The sequence below is a fragment of the Serratia sp. NFX21 genome, from assembly GCF_048517035.1.
GTDB classification, from domain to species: domain Bacteria; phylum Pseudomonadota; class Gammaproteobacteria; order Enterobacterales; family Enterobacteriaceae; genus Serratia; species Serratia quinivorans.
In genome coordinates this window covers 438346-458681 of sequence record NZ_CP183196.1, presented here as the reverse complement: position 1 = coordinate 458681, position 20336 = coordinate 438346, and the positions used below count along the sequence as shown (strand labels likewise).

Here is a 20336-nt window from a genome sequence, read left to right as displayed (position 1 = left end):
TTCGATTGAAGGCGTCATTTCAATCAGAGAGTTACTACCAACCCATTAAAATTAAAGTCATAAAATTATGTATTTTTTTATTTTAGCCATCTTACTGGCTTTCACCACCAGACCACTATTAGCCACAGAAATGCGTTATCCCGCCGGAGAAGAGCCGATCGAGCTACCGGTACATAGCCCACTCAGCACCCAACTGCCACGCACCACCCAGAGCCAGGAAGATAAAAAGATCGCAGCCATGTCGTTGTATCTGACGCTGATGCGTGAAGACGGCCGTAACATATGGGCACCTTATCAACTGGCGGCTTCCTCAGCGGAAAAGGGCCAGACCGAACTGGCAGAACGCTATCTGCAACTGAGTGCCGATCGCGGGTTATGGTATTACTACAATCTGCTGGAGGACGACGCCTTCAACAATATCCAACACGGCAGTACCTACCAGTCAATTCTGGCGGCAACCAAAGCCCGTTATCTGCAACATGCTCATTGGTTCGAAGGCAAAGCCAGCTATGCCATTCCTGACGGCCCACCGCCGCCCGGAGGCTGGCCAACGGTGGTGTACCTGCACACCTATGGCAAAAGCGCCGGTATCACACCGGAAGAACGCTTGTTTTTTAGTGAGATTGGCGTCGCCTATATAGAGATCAACGGCACCCAGATGCTGTCGGAAAACAGTTTCCGCTGGTCAAATTACAGTGACGAAAGCACCCAGAGCGCGATCCAGCGGGTTCTGCAGCCATCCACCGAAGAATTAAAGCTCAATCCGCAGAAAATCTACCTTGCCGCCCGCGGACAGGGGGCGCTACATGCCGCCAATCTGTTGGCCAAATACCCGCAACTTTATGCCGGTGCGCTGCTGATTGCCCCAAATGGCGGGATCAAACAGGCACAGCAATCGCTGGCGACCCATAAGCGGCTGGTGGTGGCCTACTACGAACGGCAAAACTTCAGCGATCAGGCACTGGCAATGCACTTTGCCAATCTGTTCGGTGAGAATAATCAGGTGAAGGTTTTGCATTTTTCCCAGGGCGAGAGCCCCGATGGCGGCTGGCGGGCGCGTTTTAAACGGCCGTTGCAGTGGATGTTGCATCAGGCACCCGATGCAACGCCGGGCGCCTAAGATAACTACACGCATTGGCTTGCAGGCTACGGAGAAAGTTAGTTATTAGGGAGAGCGTGCCGAAGGGGTCGTAGCAGCTTCAGCTGCCGGAGCGCCCCTCGGTGCGCTAGGCCCGAGTATCTCAGGCTAAAAGCAAACCCCAGGCCGACATTTGTCGGCCCTCTTCTTTCGTATCAGTGACCGTCGACAAAAACAATCTTCAGCACAAACAGCAGCGCTACCACTACCACGCATGGGCTGATTTCACGCCAGCGGCCGGTACCCAACTTCATCACGCAGTAAGAAATAAAGCCGAGCGCGATACCCTCGGTAATTGAGAAACTGAACGGCATCATCACCGCGGTCACAAACGCCGGTACTGCTTCGGTCAGGTCATCCCACTTCACCCGCGCCAGGCTGGATGTCATCAGCACGCCCACGTAGATCAACGCGCCGGCAGCCGCATAAGCCGGAACCATGCCTGCCAATGGCGACAGGAAAATCACCAACAGGAACAGAATACCGGTAACCACCGCGGTCAGACCGGTACGGCCGCCGACGGAAACCCCGGCGGAACTTTCAATGTAGGCGGTAACGGAAGAGGTGCCGACAAACGAACCGGCCACCGAACTGATGCTGTCCACGTACAGCGCCTGCTTCATGCGCGGGAATTTACCCGTCGCGTCGGTCAGACCCGCCTTATCGGTCACGCCAATCAAAGTGCCGGAGGAGTCGAACAGATTCACCAACATAAAGGAGAAAATCACCCCTGCCAGGCCAATGTTCAGCGCCCCCGCCAAATCAACCTGACCCACCACCGAAGTAATGTTCGGAGGCATGGAGAACACGCCGCCGTATTTCACATCGCCCAGCGCCCAGCCGATCAGGGTGGTTACCACGATGGAAACCAGCACCGCCGCATGGAAATTACGTGAGGACAGCACGGCAATAATAAAGAAGCCCAGCGCACCCAGCAGCACGTTGTGCGAGGTCAGACTGCCGATGGTCACCAGCGTATCCGGGTTCGCCACCACGATACCGGCATTTTTCAGCCCCATCATGCCGATAAACAGGCCGATACCGCTGGTGATCCCCACCCGCAGGCTCATGGGAATATTGGCAATCATCCAGTAGCGGACGCGGAAAATGGTCAGCAGTAACAAACCGACCGCGCCCCAGAAGATGGCTCCCATGCCGACCTGCCATGAAATGCCCATTGCGCCCACGACCACAAAGGCGAAGAACGCATTGAGGCCCATAGCCGGCGCCAGCGCCACCGGCAGATTCGCCAGCAGGCCCATAAAAATACTGCCGAAAGCGGCAATCAGGCAGGTGGTTACGAACACCGCCTGCGTATCCATGCCCGCCGCACCCAGAATTTGAGGGTTAACGAACACGATATACACCATGGTCAGGAAGGTAGTAATACCGGCAATCGTTTCCGTACGCGCCGTGGTGCCATGTTGCTTGAGCTTAAACACGCGCCCAAGCAAGCCTTGCTCAACGTCAAGGCCAGTGACTTGTTTGTTCATTTTCAGAAATTCCGAAGAAGGGAATGGACCGTCGCCGGCTATCCTATAACAAAAAGTCAGGGTTTTGACGCCGCTCACAGCTTTTTTTCGCCGTCTTTACGGCTAAAAACTTCAACAGATTGTATTTCCTGAGATTGATCGGCAATCCGTGATTCTGGGGTCGCAATCCTGCCTGATGCGGTTAAAGTGGCATTATCACCGCATAACCGAAGGACACGGCCCCTGATGAACCAAATTGACTGTATTTTGTTTGATTGCGACGGCACGCTGGTGGACAGCGAAGTGCTGTGCAGCAAAGCCTATGTGCACATGTTTGCCCACTATGGCATTCACCTTTCGCTGGACGAGGTATTCAGGAAGTACAAAGGGGTAAAGCTGTACGAGATTATCGAACAGGTTAATGCGGAGCACGGCGTCGCCTTGCCGAAGGAAGAGCTGGAGCCTTTATACCGTCAGGAAGTGGCCCGTCTGTTTGACAGCGAATTGCAGCAGATTGCCGGTGCGCGCGAGCTGCTGGCGCAGGTGACAGTACCAATGTGTACCGTGTCTAACGGCCCGGTCAGCAAAATGCAGCACTCGCTCGGCCTGACCGACATGCTGCACTATTTTGATGACCGGTTGTTCAGCGGCTATGACATTCAGCGCTGGAAACCGGACCCGGCGATCGTGTTTCACGCCGCCGAAAAAATGCGGGTGCCGGTGGAGCGTTGCATCCTGGTGGACGACTCCGCTGCCGGTGCGCAGGCGGGGATCGCCGCCGGGATCCCGGTATTTTACTTCTGCGCCGATCCGCACAACCAACCGATCGACCATCCGCTGGTCACCGCATTCGACGATTTGGCGCAATTACCAGCGCTGTGGCGTGAACGCGGCTGGCAGTTGACTAGCTAGCCGGCAACGGCGGCTTATTGCGCCACCAGCGCCATGAGCGTTTCAACGCCCGGGTCTGCGGGCTAAAGCGGCGGTTGACCGCATTGGCCAGCAGATCCAGCGCCAGACAAAACACAAAGTACACCAGGGCGATAAACAGGAAGACTTCCATCGGGTACACCATGCTGCGGTTGTTGACCTGGGTCGCCAGGAACGTCAGCTCACCGACGCCGACGATATAGGCCAGCGAAGTGTCCTTGATCAACGAAATCCACTGGTTGATAAACGAAGGCACCATCATGCGCAGCGCCTGAGGCAGCACGATCATCCGTAGCGTTTGCCAGCGAGTCAATCCTAGCGATAAACCCGCCTGCCACTGCCCCGGACCGATGGCGGCGATCCCCGCCTTCACCGCGTGAGCCAGATAGGCCGAGGCGATCAGCGCCAGGGCGCAAACCACGGTGGTGATTTCCGGAATATCCACGCCAAAAACGATCGGTAACAGGAAATAGGTCCAGAAAATCAGCATGATCACCGGGATGGCGCGGAAAAACCCCAGCAGCATGGCCAGTAACCCGGCCGCTACGCCGCGTGACATCGCCAGTGCCACCCCCAACAGCGTGCCGATAATGGCCGAAGCCACACCGGCCATCAGGCTGATCGCCAACGTCAGCGCTGCGCCGCCCAGCGGGCCGTCCGGCCAGGTGCCCCACAGCAGATAACCCAGATTATCGTAAATGACGCTGAAATCCATCTTAATGCCCTCTCAGCGGTTTACGCTGCTGTCGCCACATACCCCAGCCTTCCAACAGGGCAATGATGGCGATGTACAGCACCGTCGCCACGCCAAACGCCTGGAAGGTGCGCAGCGTCTCGGTTTCCACCTGACGCGAAGCATAGGACAGTTCGGCAACGCCGATCGCCATGGTCAGCGAGGAGTTTTTTATCACGTTCATGTACTGGCCCAGCAGCGGCGGCATGGCGATTTTCAGCGCCTGTGGCAGCACCACGTAGCGCATCGCCTGCCAGCCGGTTAATCCCAGCGCGTTGGCCGCATATTTTTGCCCACCGGCGACACCACGGATGCCGGAACGGATCTCTTCGGCGATAAAGGCACTGGAGTACAGCGTCAGACCGAAAAAACCGGCGAGAAATTCAAACGACGGCCACTCAAGCGGGCCTATTTGATGTGAAGTATTCAGCCACTGCATGGCGGCGGACGGCAGGATCTGCCCGGCGGCGAAATACCAGAAGAACAGCTGTACCAGCAACGGCGTATTGCGAAACAACGAACTGTAACCCACCGCCAACCAACGCAGTGCCCGCAGGCGGCTGTCACGCATCGCGGTCAGTAAAAACCCCAACAGCGTGGCGGCCAGGCTCGCGCAGGCGGAAAGCCACAGCGTCAGCAGGAAACCCCGCCACAGCCAGCTCAGATACTCCGGCGCCAGCAGCCAGTCCAGATTCATGGTCAATCCTTGTCTTGCAAAATGCGTCAGGGGCGCAGCAAGCTGCGCCCCTCCAAACATATTTCAGCCCGTGAAAATCAGGCCTTCGGCTGTTGATCCAAAGGCGCGATTTTGAAGTCGCCGCGTGGCTGCGCGGTTTTGGTTTCCGGGCCAAACCAGCGATCGTAGATCTTCGCCGCTTCACCGTCTTTTTCCAGCTTGATCAGCGTGTCGTTAACGCTGGCGGTCAGGCGATCTTCGCCTTTAGGAATGCCAACCCCCTGGTATTCTTTGGTAATGCTGAACGGCGAGATCTCGAAATCTGCCTTTTGTGCCGCCGGCAGATTGCCGAGCAGGCCCACCAGCTTGGCATCATCCTGAGTGATCGCCTGCACGTTGCCGTTGCGCAGGGCGACGAACGCCAGCGGAGTGTCGTCGTAAGAGATCACTTTGGCCGTCGGGTAATGTTCACGCAGGGTAATCTCCTGCACCGTGCCTTTGTCCGCGCCGATACGCAGTTTTTTGATGTCTTCCGGGGTTTTCAGCACGCCTTTATGGGCGATAAATTTCTGGCCGGTAGCGAAGTACGGCACGCTGAAGTTCACTTCCTTGGCGCGCTCGTCAGTAATGGTGAAGTTGGCGGCGATCAAATCGACCTTTTTCGACACCAGCAAAGGAATGCGGTTGGCCGGGTTAGTGGCACGCAGCTCCACCTTCACCCCCAGCGCCTTGCCGATCGCATCGGCCACATCAACGTCATAACCCACCAGCTTTTTGCTTTGCGGATCGATATAACCGAATGGAGGGTTGCTGTCGAACACCGCGATACGCACTACGCCGGCTTTCTTGATGTCGTCGAGTTTGTCCGCGTGCGCGGCACCGGTGGCGAGGCTGGTCAGGCTGGCTAACAAAGTTAAGGCCAAAACGCGATGTTTCATGAGTTGCTCCTAAGGGGTTGATGTCCTGCTGGCTGCTACGCTAGCAAGACCCACTTAGGTCAGGAAATAATATAAAAAGCTATATTTATAACCATTTTGTCTTTAGGGGTTTTAAACGGCATAAAGGCGCAGTTTTCTGCGCCTTTTAAGAGCTGACCCGAGGGGATATTACTCTTTTTCCTCGTCTTTACCGTCGGAGGACAACAGTTTTTCCAGCGCATCGCCACCAATATGACGGAAGTCCTGGCCTTTCACGAAATAGAAGATAAATTCGCAGATGTTCTGGCAACGGTCACCGATACGCTCGATTGAACGGGCGCAGAACAACGCAGTCAGCACGCTGGGAATGGTGCGTGTGTCTTCCATCATGTAAGTCATCAACTGACGCACGATGCCTTCATATTCCTGATCGACCTTCCTGTCTTCACGGTAAATTCGGATCGCTTCATCCAGATCCATACGCGCGAAGGCGTCCAGCACGTCATGCAGCATCTGCACGGTATGGCGGCCCAGCGACTCCAGGCTGACCAACAGTGGCTGGTGCTGGTGCGAGAACTTTTCCAGCGCGGTGCGGCAGATTTTGTCCGCCACGTCGCCGATACGCTCCAGCTCGGAGATGGTTTTGATGATCGCCATCACCAGGCGCAGGTCGCTGGCGGTCGGCTGGCGTTTGGCAATGATGCGCACGCAGGCCTCGTCGATCGCCACTTCCATCATATTGACCTTGGCGTCGCCTTCGATCACCCGCTTGGCCAACTCACCGTCCTGGTTGTGCATCGCGGTAATGGCGTCGGTCAATTGCTGCTCCACCAGCCCGCCCATGGTCAACACCTGGGTGCGGATGTGCTCAAGTTCTGCGTTGAACTGGCCGGAAATGTGTTTATTTAAATTCAGGTTATCCATGATGCATCCTATCAACCATAACGGCCAGTGATGTAGTCTTCGGTCTGTTTTTTCTGTGGCGCGGTGAACAGGGTGTCAGTATCACTGAACTCGATCAGTTCGCCCAGATACATAAATGCCGTGGAGTCAGAGCAACGTGCGGCCTGCTGCATGTTGTGGGTGACGATCACCACGGTGTAGTCAGACTTCAGTTCGCTGATCAGCTCTTCAATTTTACCGGTAGAAATCGGATCCAGCGCCGAGCAGGGCTCATCGAGCAACAAGACGTCCGGACGAATAGCGATGCCGCGGGCGATACACAGGCGCTGCTGCTGGCCGCCGGACAGGCTGTAACCGCTCTGGTGCAGCTTGTCCTTGGTTTCGTTCCACAGCGCCGCCTTGGTCAAAGCCCACTGCACGCGCTCATCCATGTCGGCACGCGACAGCTTTTCAAACAGACGTACACCGAAGGCTATATTGTCGTAAATCGACATCGGGAAAGGCGTCGGCTTCTGGAACACCATGCCGACCTTGGCACGCAGCAGGGCGATATCCGAGTTGTCGGTCAGAATGTTCTGCCCATCCAGCAGGATGCCGCCTTCTGCACGCTGCTCAGGGTATAACTGATACATCTTGTTGAAAGTGCGCAGCAGGGTTGATTTGCCACAACCGGATGGACCGATAAACGCGGTAACCTTGTTCTTGGCGATATCCAGCGTGATGTTTTTCAGCGCATGGAATTTGCCATAGTAGAAGTTCAGATCGCGTACCTGAATTTTGCTGCTGGAAGCGTCGTTAACCATACTCATCAAGACTTCTCTCTTTTCATCAGCGCCGCCAGGGCCGCGCTCAAAATTTTATGAATGCTTTTGCTTGGCGAAAACTACTCGCGCCAAGATATTCAGTACCAATACACACAGGGTAATCAACAGCACCCCGGCCCAGGCCAGCTCTTGCCATTCGGCGAACGGGCTCATGGCGAATTTGAAAATGGTCACCGGCAGGTTGGCGATCGGCTGCATCAGGTCGGTGCTCCAGAACTGATTCGACAGCGAGGTAAACAGCAGCGGTGCGGTTTCCCCGGCGATACGCGCAATTGCCAGCAACACACCGGTGATAATGCCGGAGACCGAGGCTTTCAGCGTAATGGCGGAAATCATGCGCCATTTCGGTGTACCCAGCGCGTAAGCCGCCTCACGCAGCGTATCCGGCACCAGTTTCAGCATATTTTCAGTGGTTCGAATTACGATCGGCACCTGTAACAGCGCCAGTGCGATAATCCCGGCCCAACCGGAGAAGTGCTGCATCTTCGCCACCACGATGGTGTAGACGAACAGGCCCACGACGATCGACGGTGCCGATAACAGGATGTCGTTAATAAAGCGGATGACTTCCGCCAGCCAGGATTTACGGCCGTATTCTGCCAGGTAAATGCCGGCCATGATGCCCAGCGGTGTGCCAAAAATCGTCGCCCACATGATCAACAGCCCGCTACCGGCGATGGCGTTAGCCAGGCCGCCGCCCGCAGTGTTCGGCGGCGGCGTCATTTCGGTGAACAGCGCCAGCGACATGCCGTCGATGCCTTTGGTCACGGTGGAAAACAGGATCCACACCAGCCAGAACAGGCCAAACGCCATGGTCGCCATCGACAAGAACAGTGCCAGGCGGTTTTTCTGACGGCGCCAGGCCTGCATTTTGCGACGGCTTTCCAACAGCGCCAGGTTGTTTTGCATTTCCATAGTCGCCACGTTAGCGTCCCTCCTTCTTGGCCAGACGCATAACCATCAACTTCGACAGCGCCAGGACGATAAAGGTGATAACAAACAGGATCAGGCCCAGCTCCATCAACGCGGCGGTGTGAACCCCAGACTCCGCTTCGGCGAATTCGTTGGCCAGCGCAGAGGTAATACTGTTGCCCGGCATATACAGTGAGGCGCTGTCGAGCTGGTAGGTGTTACCGATGATAAAGGTCACCGCCATGGTTTCCCCCAGCGCGCGGCCCAACCCCAGCATCACACCGCCAATCACGCCATTCTTGGTAAACGGCAGCACGATACGCCAGATCACTTCCCAGGTGGTGCAGCCGATGCCATAGGCCGACTCTTTCATCATCACCGGGGTCTGTTCGAACACATCGCGCATCACGGCGGCGATGTAAGGAATAATCATAATCGCCAGGATCACCCCGGCAGCCAGAATACCGATACCGAACGCCGGGCCAGAGAACAACTCACCGACAATCGGAATGCCGGACAGCACGTCGCCAACCGGAGTCTGGAAATATTCGGCAAACAGCGGAGCAAACACGAACAGGCCCCACATGCCGTAAACGATACTTGGAATTGCCGCCAGCAGTTCAATGGCGATCCCCAGCGGGCGTCGCAGCCAGTTTGGCGCCAGCTCGGTCAGGAACAGGGCAATACCAAAACTGACGGGTACGGCGATAATCAGTGCGATCAACGAGGTCACTACGGTGCCGTAAATCGGCACCAGCGCACCGAACTGTTCGGCAGGCGCGTCCCACTCTTTGGTCCACAGGAAGGAGAAACCGAATTTCTGGATGCTCGGCCAGGAGGCGAAGATCAGCGAAACAATAATGCCGCCCAGCAACAATAGGGTAATCAGCGCTGCCAGTTTAACCAGCGCGCTGAAGATGACGTCACCATTTTTACTCGGTGCTTTCATGGTCGGCTTGTACTCAGCCATAGATCACTCTCTGTTTTAACCCTGGCAGGCCCAACATGGGTCAGGCCCTGAAAAACTGAGTGGGGCGCGCCGAATCACGCGCCCCTGCGTTGTTAGTACAGCGCTTTACCGGAACTGTCTTTTACGTTGGTTTTCCATGCTGCACGCACCTGCTCGATCACTTCATTCGGCAGAGTGGCGTAATCCAGGTCATTAGCCTGCTTGGCGCCCGTTTTGTACGCCCAGTCAAAGAACTTCAGGACTTCGGTGCCCTGAGCCGGGTTTTTCTGCTCTTTGTGCACCAGGATGAAGGTGGTGGAAGTGATTGGCCAGGCGTTGTCGCCTTTCTGGTCAGTCAGGTCCTGTGCGAAGGTCTTGCTCCAGTCCACGCCTTTGGCAGCGGCGCTGAAGCTCTCTTCCGTCGGGCTAACCGCTTTGCCATCGGCAGAAATCAGCTTGGTGTAAGCCAGGTTGTTCTGCTTGGCGTAAGCGTATTCAACGTAGCCGATAGAACCTGGCAGACGCTGTACGAAGGCTGCGATACCGTCGTTACCCTTGCCGCCCAGACCGGTTGGCCAGTTAACGGTAGAGCCTGCGCCGATTTTCTCTTTCCACTGCGCGTTGGCTTTAGACAGATAGCTGGTGAACACGAACGAGGTGCCTGAACCATCAGCACGACGCACAACGGCAATGTTCTGATCCGGCAGCTTAACGCCTGGGTTGAGCTTGGTGATCGCCGGGTCGTTCCATTTTTTCACGTTACCCAGATAGATATCGCCCAGAGTTTTACCGTCCAGGGTCAGCTCACCGGATTTAATGCCCGGGATGTTTACTGCCAGCACCACGCCACCGATCACGGTAGGGAACTGGAACAGGCCATCAGCAGCCAGTTTTTCGTCACTCAAAGGCGCATCGGAAGCACCAAAGTCAACGGTGTTGGCGATGATTTGCTTCACGCCACCAGAAGAGCCGATGCCCTGATAGTTAACTTTGTTGCCGGTTTCTTTCTGATAAGAATCTGCCCACTTGGCATAAACCGGAGCGGGGAATGTCGCACCTGCACCGGTCAGGCTAGCAGCAGCGAACGCGGACACGGCGGTCAGGGAGAAAGTCGCTGCCACAATACTGGCGACGGTGGTACGCATCAGTTTCATAATCACTCCTAATGGGGTATTCAAAAATCGATCTAGGTCGTTTTGAGTAAGTATTGCTGCAGGAGGGAAAATAGGACAGTTTGGTGACAGTTAAATGTACGAAATATGACAGTTATATTACAGTGAGGGCGCTGTGCTATCTACTCATTTAAAATCAGTCAGTTAAAGAATGAAACACTCAGTAATTAATCAATGAAAAAACCCGTTCCACCTCACCTATCCGCTTGAATATGACAACTTTTATCCCTGCTGTCGCACCATTGTCATATTTGATCCAATCATGAAAAAGCCGGCACAGTGGCCGGCTTTTAGAGGTTAACAGCAGCGAGTTACTCTACCGTGACAGACTTCGCCAGGTTGCGCGGCTGGTCAACGTCGGTGCCTTTGATCAGGGCCACGTGGTAAGACAGCAGCTGCAACGGTACGGTGTAGAAGATCGGTGCCACGATTTCTTCGACGTGCGGCAATGGGATGATAGTCATACCCTCGCTGCTGACGAAACCGGCATCCTGATCGGCGAACACGTACAACTGGCCACCGCGCGCGCGCACTTCTTCAATGTTGGACTTCAGCTTTTCCAACAGTTCGTTGTTCGGCGCCACCACGATCACCGGCATATCGGCATCGATCAACGCCAACGGGCCGTGTTTCAACTCACCGGCCGCATAGGCTTCCGCGTGAATATAGGAGATCTCTTTGAGCTTCAGCGCACCTTCCATCGCGATCGGGTACTGATCGCCACGGCCGAGGAACAGCGCGTGATGCTTGTCGGAGAAGCCTTCCGCCAACGCTTCAATGTTTTTGTCCAGCGACAGCATCTGTTCGATACGCGCCGGCAATGCCTGCAGGCCGTGCACGATTTCATGCTCAACGCTTTCCGCCATACCTTTCAGTCGGCCCAAACGCGCCACCAGCATCAACAGCACCGCAAGCTGGGTGGTAAAGGCCTTGGTGGAGGCAACACCGATTTCGGTACCGGCCTTGGTCATCAGTGCCAGATCGGATTCACGCACCAGTGAAGAACCGGCCACGTTGCACACGGCTAACGAACCGAGGTAACCCAGCTCCTTCGACAGGCGCAGTGCCGCCAGCGTATCGGCAGTTTCACCGGACTGCGACAAGGTAATGATCAGACTGCCCGGACGCACAGCAGATTTGCGATAGCGGAATTCTGACGCGATTTCCACGTCGCAAGGCACGCCGGCCAGCGATTCGAACCAATAGCGGGCAACCATGCCGGAGTGGTAAGACGTCCCACAGGCAATGATTTGCACGTGCTGCACCTTCGCCAACAGTTCATCGGCACGCGGGCCCAGCTCGCTCAGGTTGATTTTGCCCTGGCTGAAACGCCCTTCCAGGGTGTTCTTCAGCGCCAGTGGCTGTTCGTAGATCTCTTTTTGCATGTAGTGACGGTAAGCACCTTTGTCACCGGCGTCGTACTGTACCTGGGATTCTATTTCAGGACGCTCAACGGCGTTGCCCTGCTTATCGAAAATGTTGACGGTGCGGCGAGTCATCTCCACCACGTCACCTTCTTCCAGGAAGATAAAGCGGCGGGTTACCGGCAACAATGCCAGTTGATCGGAAGCCAGGAAGTTTTCACCCACGCCACGGCCGATAACCAGCGGGCTGCCGGAGCGCGCAGCCACCAGCACGCTAGGGTCGCGGCTGTCCATCACCACGGTGCCGTATGCGCCACGCAACTGAGGGATCACGCGCTGAACCACTTCCAGCAAGGTGCCCCCCTGGCGCTGTTCCCAATGCACCAGGTGAGCAATCACCTCGGTATCGGTTTCAGAGCTGAAGTGATAACCGCGTTCGATCAGCAGTTCACGCAGCGGTTCGTGGTTTTCGATGATGCCGTTATGCACCACAGTAATGTAATCAGAAACATGCGGGTGCGCGTTAGCTTCGGTAGGTTCACCGTGCGTTGCCCAGCGGGTGTGAGCAATACCGGTGCCCCCATGCAATTCATGTTGTTCAGCGGCTTCGGTCAGTTTGTTAACCTTGCCCACGCGGCGTAAACGGTTGACGTTGCCTTCGGCATCCACCACCGCCAAACCGGCGGAGTCGTAGCCACGGTACTCAAGGCGGCGTAACCCTTCCAACAGAATCTCTGCAATATCACGTTGCGCTACTGCGCCTACAATTCCACACATCAGTTGTATTCCTAATTAAACGCCTTTCGGGGCGCTTTCGATGCCTTGACCTGATTTTGCCGGTTTTTACCGTGCGTCCCCGAGCCTGTAGAGAATGGGGATTATTATGTTTTGCCCTGCACTCTGCACCAAAGCACAGGGCAAAACAGAGTGAGGAGCCGTCAGCCCCCTCACCCCGGCCCTCTCCCAAAAGGAGAGGGAGTCTAAGTTGTTACTTCTTCTTGACCGGACGCTGCCAGCCCTGGATATGCACCTGCTTGACGCGGCTCAGCACCAGTTCGTCTTCGCCGATATCACGGGTCACCGTAGTGCCTGCGGCAATGGTAGAACCTTTGCCGACAGACACTGGCGCCACCAGTTGGGTATCGGAACCGACAAACACGCCGTCGCCGATAATGGTTTTATACTTATTGGCGCCATCATAGTTACAGGTGATGGTACCGGCACCAATATTCACATCGTCGCCAATCTCGGCGTCGCCCAGGTAGCTTAGATGGCCCGCTTTAGAACCTTTGCCCAAACGCGCCTTTTTCATTTCGACGAAGTTGCCGACATGGGCACCCACCGCCAGCTCAGCGCCAGGACGCAGGCGGGCAAAGGGACCCACGGTGCATTCCGCTGCCAGCACGGCATCTTCCAGCACGCTGTACGGGCTGATTTCGCAGTCATCGCCGATCACGCAGTTTTTCAACACGCAGCCGGCACCGATTTTCACTCTATCCCCGAGCTTGACCGTGCCTTCAATAATCACGTTGGCATCAATAGAGATGTCGCGACCGTGCACAAGTTCCCCACGCAGGTCAAAACGCGCCGGATCCAGCAGCATTACGCCGGCCAACAGTAATTTTTCAGACTGTTCTGCCTGGTAGATACGCTCAAGCCGCGACAGTTGCAGACGGTTATTCACGCCTTCCACTTCACTCAGGCGTGACGGATGCACGGCTTCAATTTTCTTGCCGTCGGCATGGGCCAGCGCAATGATATCGGTGATGTAGAATTCACCCTGTGCGTTGTCGTTATTCAGCATCCCCAACCAGCGCTTGAGATCGCGGCCGTTGGCCACCAGGATGCCGGTGTTGATTTCATTGATATGGCGTTGGGCTTCGCTGGCATCTTTATGCTCAACAATCCCCACCACCTGGTCGTTTTCACGCACGATTCGTCCGTAACCGCTCGGGTCAGCCAGCTTCACCGTCAGCAGGCCAATGCCGCCCTGGGGTTTCGCGGCCATCAGACGCTGCAAAGTATCGACAGAAATCAGCGGGACGTCGCCGTACAGCATCAGCACGTCTTCATCATCGGCAAAATGCGGGGCCGCTTGCTGCATGGCATGGCCGGTACCCAATTGCTCGGCCTGCAGTACCCAGTTCAGTGCGCCGTCGGTCAGGGTGTTTTTCAGCAAGTCGCCGCCATGGCCGTACACCAGATGGACGTTTTTCGCGCCCAGTTTCATCGCGGCATCAATGACGTGCTGCACCATCGGCTTGCCGGCCAACGGATGTAACACCTTGGGAAGATCGGAATACATGCGTGTTCCCTTGCCCGCGGCGAGGATCACCACACTCATTGCGCTGTTCGACATAAGCAACCTGATAACTCCATTTTAATAGACGAAAGTAGAACTCTTTAGTGACGGTATTACTACATATTTCTCTGCACGAACCCAGCTCAGGCCTTGGGGCACTAAGCACGCCGAAGTTAAGGATCTAGTAACCCAATGCTGAGGATAACTGTCGGCGATCGGCGACATTTCCAGCCTCTATTGAAGGTTATACCTCACAATGCCTGCCGGGGTATCAGGCTTATTTTAAAACAAAAAAAAAGCGACCCAATAGGCCGCTTTCTTAATTTTGGCTGCGTTATGCACGCGCCAAAATATTACATCGATCTTCTGGTGAGCTCGATAACGCGAAGTTTCGCGATCGCTTTCGCCAGTTCTGCAGATGCCTGAGCATAGTCGACATCGCCATGAGAGCTACTGATATGTTCTTCAGCTTTACGCTTGGCTTCCAGCGCTCTCGCTTCGTCGAGGTCCGTTCCACGGATAGCAGTGTCAGCCAGCACGGTGACCACGCTCGGTTGTACCTCAAGGATACCGCCGGACAGGTAGATGAACTCTTCTTCACCGTGTTGTTTAACAATACGCACCATGCCAGGCTTGATGGCAGTCAGCAGCGGCGCATGACCAGGGAAAATCCCCAGTTCGCCTTCGCTACCTGTCACCTGGATCTTTTGCACCAGGCCGGAAAACATATGTTTTTCCGCGCTGACTACATCCAGATGGTAAGTCATAGCCATATCACCCTCCTCTCAAGACGTTACAGTTTCTTGGCTTTTTCCACTGCTTCTTCAATGGTGCCAACCATGTAGAACGCTTGTTCAGGCAGGTGGTCATAGTCGCCGTCCATAATGCCTTTGAAACCACGAATGGTGTCTTTCAGCGATACGAACTTGCCCGGAGAACCGGTGAAGACTTCTGCCACGAAGAACGGCTGAGACAGGAAGCGTTGGATTTTACGCGCACGGGATACAACCAGTTTGTCTTCTTCAGACAGCTCGTCCATACCCAGGATTGCGATAATATCTTTCAGTTCCTGATAGCGTTGCAGAATGGACTGCACGCCACGCGCTACATCGTAGTGCTCCTGGCCAACTACCAGCGGATCCAGCTGACGGCTGGTAGAATCCAGCGGGTCAACGGCCGGGTAGATACCCAGAGAAGCGATATTACGGCTCAGTACCACAGTTGCATCCAAGTGAGCAAAGGTGGTGGCTGGTGACGGGTCAGTCAAGTCATCCGCAGGGACGTAAACGGCCTGTACGGAGGTGATTGAACCGGTCTTGGTAGAGGTGATACGTTCTTGCAGAACACCCATCTCTTCCGCCAGCGTTGGCTGATAACCTACCGCCGATGGCATACGGCCCAGAAGTGCGGACACTTCGGTACCGGCCAGGGTATAACGGTAGATGTTATCAACGAACAGCAGAACGTCACGGCCTTCGTCACGGAATTTCTCCGCCATGGTCAGACCGGTCAGAGCAACGCGCAGACGGTTACCCGGTGGCTCGTTCATCTGGCCGTAAACCAGGGATACTTTATCCAGTACGTTGGAGTCGTTCATTTCGTGGTAGAAGTCGTTACCCTCACGAGTACGCTCACCCACGCCCGCAAACACAGAATAACCGGAGTGCTCGATCGCGATGTTACGGATCAGCTCCATCATGTTTACGGTTTTACCAACACCCGCACCACCGAACAGACCGACTTTACCACCCTTGGCGAACGGGCAGATCAGGTCCATTACCTTGATACCGGTTTCCAGCAGATCCTGGGAGTTGGCCAAATCTTCGTAGCTTGGCGCCGGACGGTGAATCGCCCAACGTTCTTCTTCGCCGATATCGCCCTTCATGTCGATTGGTTCACCCAATACGTTCATGATACGGCCCAGGGTAGCTTTACCTACCGGTACTTCAATTGGGTGGTCCAGGTCAGTGACTTTCAGACCGCGACGCAGACCATCAGAGGTCCCCATTGCGATACAGCGAACCACGCCACCGCCCAACTGTTGCTGAACTTCCAGCACCAGCTTATTGGCACCGTTTTCTACCTCAAGAGCGTTGTACACTTTTGGTACGGCATCCTGAGGGAACTCGACGTCCACTACGGCGCCGATTACCTGGATAATCTTTCCAGTAGCCATCTTGAATCCTCTACGTAATTCGTAAACCTAGCTTAAACCGCGGAGGCTCCCGAAACGATCTCGGTGAGTTCCTGAGTGATGCTGGCCTGACGAGCCTTGTTGTATACCAACTGCAGCTCTTTGATCAGGCTACCGCCGTTATCGGTTGCGGCTTTCATCGCTACCATTCGTGCGGCCTGCTCGCTGGCCAGGTTTTCCACGACGCCCTGATAAACCTGAGATTCCACATAGCGACGCAGCAAGGTATCAAGCAGCACTTTTGGATCGGGTTCATACAGGTAATCCCAAGATTTTTTCTTCAGCTCACCGTCTTCGGCAGGCGGCAACGGCAGCAGCTGAACGATCTGTGGTTCTTGGGACATCGTATTGATAAATTTGTTACTGACAATGTACAGCTTGTCCAAACGACCTTCGTCGTAGGCTTGCAGCATCACTTTCACCGGTCCGATCAGCTCCGACAGGGAAGGGTTATCCCCCATGCCGGTGACCTGGGCAACCACGTTGCCGCCCACGGAACCAAAGAAAGAAGCCGCTTTAGAGCCAATCAGTGCCAAATCTGTTTCGACACCTTTTTCGGACCAGCCTTTCATCTCTGCCAACAGGCGCTTGAACAGGTTAATGTTCAAGCCACCACAGAGACCGCGGTCAGTAGACACCACCAGATACCCGACGCGCTTAACATCACGCTCATCCAGGTACGGGTGCTTATATTCCAGATTACCCAACGCAAGGTGACCAATCACTTTGCGCATGGTCTCTGCATAAGGACGGCTGGCCGCCATGCGTTCCTGCGATTTACGCATTTTGGAGGCGGCGACCATTTCCATCGCTTTAGTGATCTTTTGCGTGTTTTGCACGCTCGCGATCTTACTACGTATCTCTTTTGCGCCGGCCATGTCTGCTTCTCCTCATTGCCAGACGGCCTGCTGTTTTACAACTGCAGGCCGCTGAGCGTTACCAGGACTGGGTTTTCTTGAAGGTCTCGAGGATGCCTTTCAGCTTGCCCTCGATCTCATCGTTGAAATTGCCAGTTTGGTTGATGTGGTTCAGCAACTCGGCATGCTCGCGGTCTGCGTAAGCAACCAGCGCGGCTTCGAAGCTCACGACTTTCGCGACTTCAACGTCGTTCAGGAAGCCACGTTCTGCGGCAAACAGCACCAGAGACTGTTGTGCGACGGACATCGGCGCATACTGTTTCTGTTTCAGCAGCTCGGTCACTTTCTGACCGTGGCTCAGCTGTTTGCGGGTCGCATCATCCAGATCGGAAGCGAACTGAGAGAACGCAGCCAGTTCACGATACTGTGCCAGCGCGGTACGAATACCACCGGACAGTTTTTTCATGATCTTGGTTTGCGCTGCACCGCCCACACGGGATACGGAGATACCCGGGTTAACTGCCGGACGAATACCGGAGTTAAACAGGTTGGATTCCAGGAAGATCTGACCATCGGTAATCGAGATTACGTTGGTCGGAACGAACGCGGAAACGTCACCCGCCTGGGTTTCAATGATCGGCAGAGCAGTCAGTGAACCGGTTTGGCCTTTGACTTCACCTTTGGTGAAGGCTTCAACGTATTCGGCGTTAACACGCGCAGCACGCTCCAGCAAACGGGAGTGGAGATAGAATACGTCGCCTGGGTAAGCTTCACGACCTGGTGGACGACGAAGCAGCAGGGAGATCTGACGGTATGCAACGGCCTGTTTGGACAGGTCATCATAAACAATCAGCGCATCTTCACCGCGGTCACGGAAGTATTCACCCATCGCACAACCGGCATATGGCGCCAGGTATTGCAATGCAGCGGATTCAGACGCGGTAGCAACCACAACGATGGTGTTTGCCAGTGCGCCGTGCTCTTCCAGTTTGCGCACCACGTTAGCGATGGTGGACGCTTTCTGGCCGATAGCCACGTAAACACATTTGATGCCGGAATCGCGTTGGTTGATGATCGCATCGATCGCCAGGGCAGTTTTACCTGTCTGACGGTCACCGATCACCAGCTCACGCTGGCCACGGCCGATTGGGATCATGGCGTCAACAGATTTATAGCCAGTTTGAACCGGCTGATCTACGGACTGACGCTCGATAACACCAGGGGCAATAGCTTCAACCGGGGAGAAACCGTCGTTATCAACCGGGCCTTTACCGTCAATAGGTGCGCCCAGGGTGTTAACTACACGGCCCAGCAGGCCACGGCCAACCGGAACTTCCAGAATACGGCCGGTACATTTTACCTTCATGCCTTCGGCCAGATCCGCGTACGGACCCATAACCACAGCACCTACGGAGTCGCGCTCCAGGTTCAATGCGATTGCGTAACGGTTGCCTGGCAGTGCGATCATTTCGCCCTGCATAACTTCGGCCAGACCGTGTACGCGGATGATCCCGTCACTGACGGAAACAATAGTACCTTCATTGTGAGCTTCGCTCACCACATTGAACTGAGCAATGCGCTGCTTGATCAGTTCGCTGATTTCGGTGGAATTCAGTTGCATGCTCCAGTCCCCTTAAGACTGCAAGACGTCTGTCAGGCGTTCAAGACGACCGCGAACGCTGCCATCAATCACCATATCGCCAGCACGGATAATTACGCCGGCCAGTACAGACTTGTCAATTTTGCAATTCAGCTTAACTTTGCGTGACAGACGCTTTTCCATCGCAGCGGCAATATTAGCCAGCTGTTTGTCGTTCAGTGCGCTCGCAGAGAGCACCTCGACTTCGACGGTGGATTCCAGCAAAGCGCGCAGTTCGATGAACTGCTGCAGCACCGCAGGAAGAACCAGTAAACGTCCATTTTCGGCCATTACACGGATAAAGTTCTGGCCATGTTCGTCGAGTTGTTCGCCACATACCGCGATGAACGTTCTGGACAGCGTCTCCGGTGCGACAGCACCAGCCAGCAGTTCAGAAATCTGTTCATTGCGAGTGACATCAGCCGCAAACGCCAGCATATCCTGCCAGCGATCCAAGCTTTGATGCTCAACGGCAAAGTCAAAAGCTGCTTTGGCGTAGGGGCGAGCTACAGTTACAAATTCAGACATCAGCCCCTCCCTCCTTACAGTTCAGCGACCAGTTTATCAACGATGTCGCTGTTAGCAGCTTCATCCACGGAACGTTCGATGATCTTCTCGGCGCCGGCAATTGCCAGCATCGCGACTTGCTTACGCAACTCTTCACGAGCGCGCTTACGTTCGGCTTCGATCTCAGCCTGAGCCTGCGCCACGATTTTGTTACGTTCCTGCTCGGCTTCGGCTTTCGCTTCATCCATGATCTGAGCTTTGCGTTTGTTTGCTTGCTCGATGATCACCTGAGCTTCTGCTTTAGCAGTTTTCAGCTGGTCGGTCGCATTGGCTTGCGCTAAGTCCAAATCTTTTTTGGCACGTTCTGCAGAAGCGAGACCGTCAGCAATTTCTCCCTGACGCTTCTCGATGGCTGCCATGATCGGCGGCCATACGTACTTCATGCAGAACCAGACAAACAGAACGAACGCGATGGCCTGGCCGAGGATTGTTGCGTTAAGATTCACAGCACAATGCCTCTTTAAAAGTTAATAGTGTGGTTTCAGTGTAGAGAAGTTCTCTACTTACGCGACAGCAAACATCACGTACAGACCCAGACCAACAGCGATCATCGGGATGGCGTCAACCAGACCCATAACGATAAAGAACTGTGTACGCAGCAAAGGAATCAGGTCAGGCTGACGTGCAGCGCCTTCCAAGAATTTACCACCCAGGATGCCGATACCGATCGCAGCACCGATTGCCGCTAAACCCATCATCACAGCGGCAGCCATGTACAGCAGATCCATACTCAGGTTTTCCATGACAGTCTCCAGTTTGTTTCAGTTTAAAAGTACAAGTGTTTTAA

General features: G+C 55.0%; 20 protein-coding genes. 2 read left to right on the top strand and 18 right to left on the bottom strand.

The window, feature by feature from the left end; all coding sequences use genetic code 11:
• Window positions 1-67 precede the first annotated feature (67 nt).
• Complete coding sequence (locus tag ACNT1W_RS02145; RefSeq protein ID WP_218217351.1) at window positions 68-1120, top strand: hypothetical protein; 1053 nt, start codon at window positions 68-70, stop codon at window positions 1118-1120.
• Window positions 1121-1293: 173 nt separating this feature from the next.
• Here the strand turns inward: ACNT1W_RS02145 and ACNT1W_RS02140 are convergent, their stop codons facing one another.
• Window positions 1294-2631, bottom strand: a complete 1338-nt coding sequence (locus ACNT1W_RS02140) for an NCS2 family permease (RefSeq protein WP_012004497.1) — start codon at window positions 2629-2631, stop codon at window positions 1294-1296.
• A gap of 225 nt (window positions 2632-2856) precedes the next feature.
• Between ACNT1W_RS02140 and yieH the strand changes: the two genes are divergently transcribed.
• Entirely contained in the window at window positions 2857-3522 is a 666-nt protein-coding gene (gene yieH / locus ACNT1W_RS02135) for a 6-phosphogluconate phosphatase (RefSeq protein ID WP_012004496.1), read from the top strand.
• Here the strand turns inward: yieH and ACNT1W_RS02130 are convergent.
• The 17 genes from ACNT1W_RS02130 to atpE form a co-directional block, all read right to left on the bottom strand.
• Window positions 3515-4255 carry an amino acid ABC transporter permease gene (locus ACNT1W_RS02130; RefSeq protein WP_017894485.1) on the bottom strand — a complete coding sequence of 247 codons (741 nt, stop codon included), beginning with the start codon at window positions 4253-4255 and terminating at the stop codon, window positions 3515-3517. The two genes, yieH and ACNT1W_RS02130, sit on opposite strands and share 8 nt — an antisense overlap.
• Before the next feature lies 1 nt (window position 4256).
• Complete coding sequence (locus ACNT1W_RS02125; RefSeq protein WP_012004494.1) at window positions 4257-4970, bottom strand: amino acid ABC transporter permease; 714 nt, start codon at window positions 4968-4970, stop codon at window positions 4257-4259.
• A 77-nt stretch (window positions 4971-5047) separates the two neighbouring features.
• Entirely contained in the window at window positions 5048-5887 is an 840-nt protein-coding gene (locus ACNT1W_RS02120) for an ABC transporter substrate-binding protein (protein WP_012004493.1), read from the bottom strand.
• A 168-nt stretch (window positions 5888-6055) separates the two neighbouring features.
• Window positions 6056-6790, bottom strand: a complete 735-nt coding sequence (phoU, locus tag ACNT1W_RS02115) for a phosphate signaling complex protein PhoU (RefSeq protein ID WP_012004492.1) — start codon at window positions 6788-6790, stop codon at window positions 6056-6058.
• A gap of 11 nt (window positions 6791-6801) precedes the next feature.
• On the bottom strand, window positions 6802-7578 hold the full coding sequence (pstB, locus tag ACNT1W_RS02110) for a phosphate ABC transporter ATP-binding protein PstB (RefSeq protein ID WP_012004491.1): 777 nt from the start codon (window positions 7576-7578) through the stop codon (window positions 6802-6804).
• Window positions 7579-7626: 48 nt separating this feature from the next.
• Window positions 7627-8517, bottom strand: a complete 891-nt coding sequence (pstA, locus tag ACNT1W_RS02105) for a phosphate ABC transporter permease PstA (protein ID WP_261099717.1) — start codon at window positions 8515-8517, stop codon at window positions 7627-7629.
• A 1-nt stretch (window position 8518) separates the two neighbouring features.
• A complete protein-coding gene (gene pstC, locus ACNT1W_RS02100; protein ID WP_012004489.1) occupies window positions 8519-9475 on the bottom strand; it encodes a phosphate ABC transporter permease PstC in 957 nt (318 codons plus the stop codon).
• 92 nt (window positions 9476-9567) lie between these two features.
• Complete coding sequence (pstS, locus tag ACNT1W_RS02095; protein ID WP_012004488.1) at window positions 9568-10608, bottom strand: phosphate ABC transporter substrate-binding protein PstS; 1041 nt, start codon at window positions 10606-10608, stop codon at window positions 9568-9570.
• Between the two features lie 329 nt (window positions 10609-10937).
• Window positions 10938-12767, bottom strand: a complete 1830-nt coding sequence (gene glmS / locus ACNT1W_RS02090; RefSeq protein WP_012004487.1) for a glutamine--fructose-6-phosphate transaminase (isomerizing) — start codon at window positions 12765-12767, stop codon at window positions 10938-10940.
• A 211-nt stretch (window positions 12768-12978) separates the two neighbouring features.
• Entirely contained in the window at window positions 12979-14349 is a 1371-nt protein-coding gene (glmU, locus tag ACNT1W_RS02085; protein ID WP_115183504.1) for a bifunctional UDP-N-acetylglucosamine diphosphorylase/glucosamine-1-phosphate N-acetyltransferase GlmU, read from the bottom strand.
• 296 nt (window positions 14350-14645) lie between these two features.
• Window positions 14646-15065 (bottom strand): F0F1 ATP synthase subunit epsilon, encoded by a 420-nt coding sequence (locus tag ACNT1W_RS02080; protein WP_004950490.1) that lies wholly within the window; start codon window positions 15063-15065, stop codon window positions 14646-14648.
• A 20-nt stretch (window positions 15066-15085) separates the two neighbouring features.
• On the bottom strand, window positions 15086-16468 hold the full coding sequence (gene atpD / locus ACNT1W_RS02075; RefSeq protein WP_012004485.1) for a F0F1 ATP synthase subunit beta: 1383 nt from the start codon (window positions 16466-16468) through the stop codon (window positions 15086-15088).
• A gap of 32 nt (window positions 16469-16500) precedes the next feature.
• The gene (gene atpG / locus ACNT1W_RS02070) at window positions 16501-17364 is read right to left on the bottom strand and encodes a F0F1 ATP synthase subunit gamma (RefSeq protein WP_012004484.1); all 864 of its coding nucleotides are present in this window, start codon (window positions 17362-17364) and stop codon (window positions 16501-16503) included.
• 58 nt (window positions 17365-17422) lie between these two features.
• Complete coding sequence (atpA, locus tag ACNT1W_RS02065; RefSeq protein WP_012004483.1) at window positions 17423-18964, bottom strand: F0F1 ATP synthase subunit alpha; 1542 nt, start codon at window positions 18962-18964, stop codon at window positions 17423-17425.
• A gap of 12 nt (window positions 18965-18976) precedes the next feature.
• On the bottom strand, window positions 18977-19510 hold the full coding sequence (gene atpH, locus ACNT1W_RS02060; RefSeq protein WP_012004482.1) for a F0F1 ATP synthase subunit delta: 534 nt from the start codon (window positions 19508-19510) through the stop codon (window positions 18977-18979).
• 14 nt (window positions 19511-19524) lie between these two features.
• Window positions 19525-19995 carry a F0F1 ATP synthase subunit B gene (gene atpF / locus ACNT1W_RS02055; protein ID WP_004950476.1) on the bottom strand — a complete coding sequence of 157 codons (471 nt, stop codon included), beginning with the start codon at window positions 19993-19995 and terminating at the stop codon, window positions 19525-19527.
• Window positions 19996-20052: 57 nt separating this feature from the next.
• On the bottom strand, window positions 20053-20292 hold the full coding sequence (gene atpE, locus ACNT1W_RS02050; RefSeq protein ID WP_004093904.1) for a F0F1 ATP synthase subunit C: 240 nt from the start codon (window positions 20290-20292) through the stop codon (window positions 20053-20055).
• Window positions 20293-20336: the final 44 nt, after the last annotated feature.

Excerpts from the sequence above, each read along its gene's own strand:
- ACNT1W_RS02130 (WP_017894485.1), bottom strand. The coding sequence starts at position 4,255 with ATGGATTTCAGCGTCATTTACGATAATCTGGGTTATCTGCTGTGGGGC.
- phoU (WP_012004492.1), bottom strand. The coding sequence starts at position 6,790 with ATGGATAACCTGAATTTAAATAAACACATTTCCGGCCAGTTCAACGCA.
- atpA (WP_012004483.1), bottom strand. The coding sequence starts at position 18,964 with ATGCAACTGAATTCCACCGAAATCAGCGAACTGATCAAGCAGCGCATT.
- yieH (WP_012004496.1), top strand. The coding sequence starts at position 2,857 with ATGAACCAAATTGACTGTATTTTGTTTGATTGCGACGGCACGCTGGTG.
- ACNT1W_RS02125 (WP_012004494.1), bottom strand. The coding sequence starts at position 4,970 with ATGAATCTGGACTGGCTGCTGGCGCCGGAGTATCTGAGCTGGCTGTGG.
- atpD (WP_012004485.1), bottom strand. The coding sequence starts at position 16,468 with ATGGCTACTGGAAAGATTATCCAGGTAATCGGCGCCGTAGTGGACGTC.
- atpG (WP_012004484.1), bottom strand. The coding sequence starts at position 17,364 with ATGGCCGGCGCAAAAGAGATACGTAGTAAGATCGCGAGCGTGCAAAAC.
- atpE (WP_004093904.1), bottom strand. The coding sequence starts at position 20,292 with ATGGAAAACCTGAGTATGGATCTGCTGTACATGGCTGCCGCTGTGATG.
- ACNT1W_RS02120 (WP_012004493.1), bottom strand. The coding sequence starts at position 5,887 with ATGAAACATCGCGTTTTGGCCTTAACTTTGTTAGCCAGCCTGACCAGC.
- atpH (WP_012004482.1), bottom strand. The coding sequence starts at position 19,510 with ATGTCTGAATTTGTAACTGTAGCTCGCCCCTACGCCAAAGCAGCTTTT.
- ACNT1W_RS02140 (WP_012004497.1), bottom strand. The coding sequence starts at position 2,631 with ATGAACAAACAAGTCACTGGCCTTGACGTTGAGCAAGGCTTGCTTGGG.
- glmS (WP_012004487.1), bottom strand. The coding sequence starts at position 12,767 with ATGTGTGGAATTGTAGGCGCAGTAGCGCAACGTGATATTGCAGAGATT.
- pstC (WP_012004489.1), bottom strand. The coding sequence starts at position 9,475 with ATGGCTGAGTACAAGCCGACCATGAAAGCACCGAGTAAAAATGGTGAC.
- ACNT1W_RS02145 (WP_218217351.1), top strand. The coding sequence starts at position 68 with ATGTATTTTTTTATTTTAGCCATCTTACTGGCTTTCACCACCAGACCA.
- pstB (WP_012004491.1), bottom strand. The coding sequence starts at position 7,578 with ATGAGTATGGTTAACGACGCTTCCAGCAGCAAAATTCAGGTACGCGAT.
- pstS (WP_012004488.1), bottom strand. The coding sequence starts at position 10,608 with ATGAAACTGATGCGTACCACCGTCGCCAGTATTGTGGCAGCGACTTTC.
- ACNT1W_RS02080 (WP_004950490.1), bottom strand. The coding sequence starts at position 15,065 with ATGGCTATGACTTACCATCTGGATGTAGTCAGCGCGGAAAAACATATG.
- glmU (WP_115183504.1), bottom strand. The coding sequence starts at position 14,349 with ATGTCGAACAGCGCAATGAGTGTGGTGATCCTCGCCGCGGGCAAGGGA.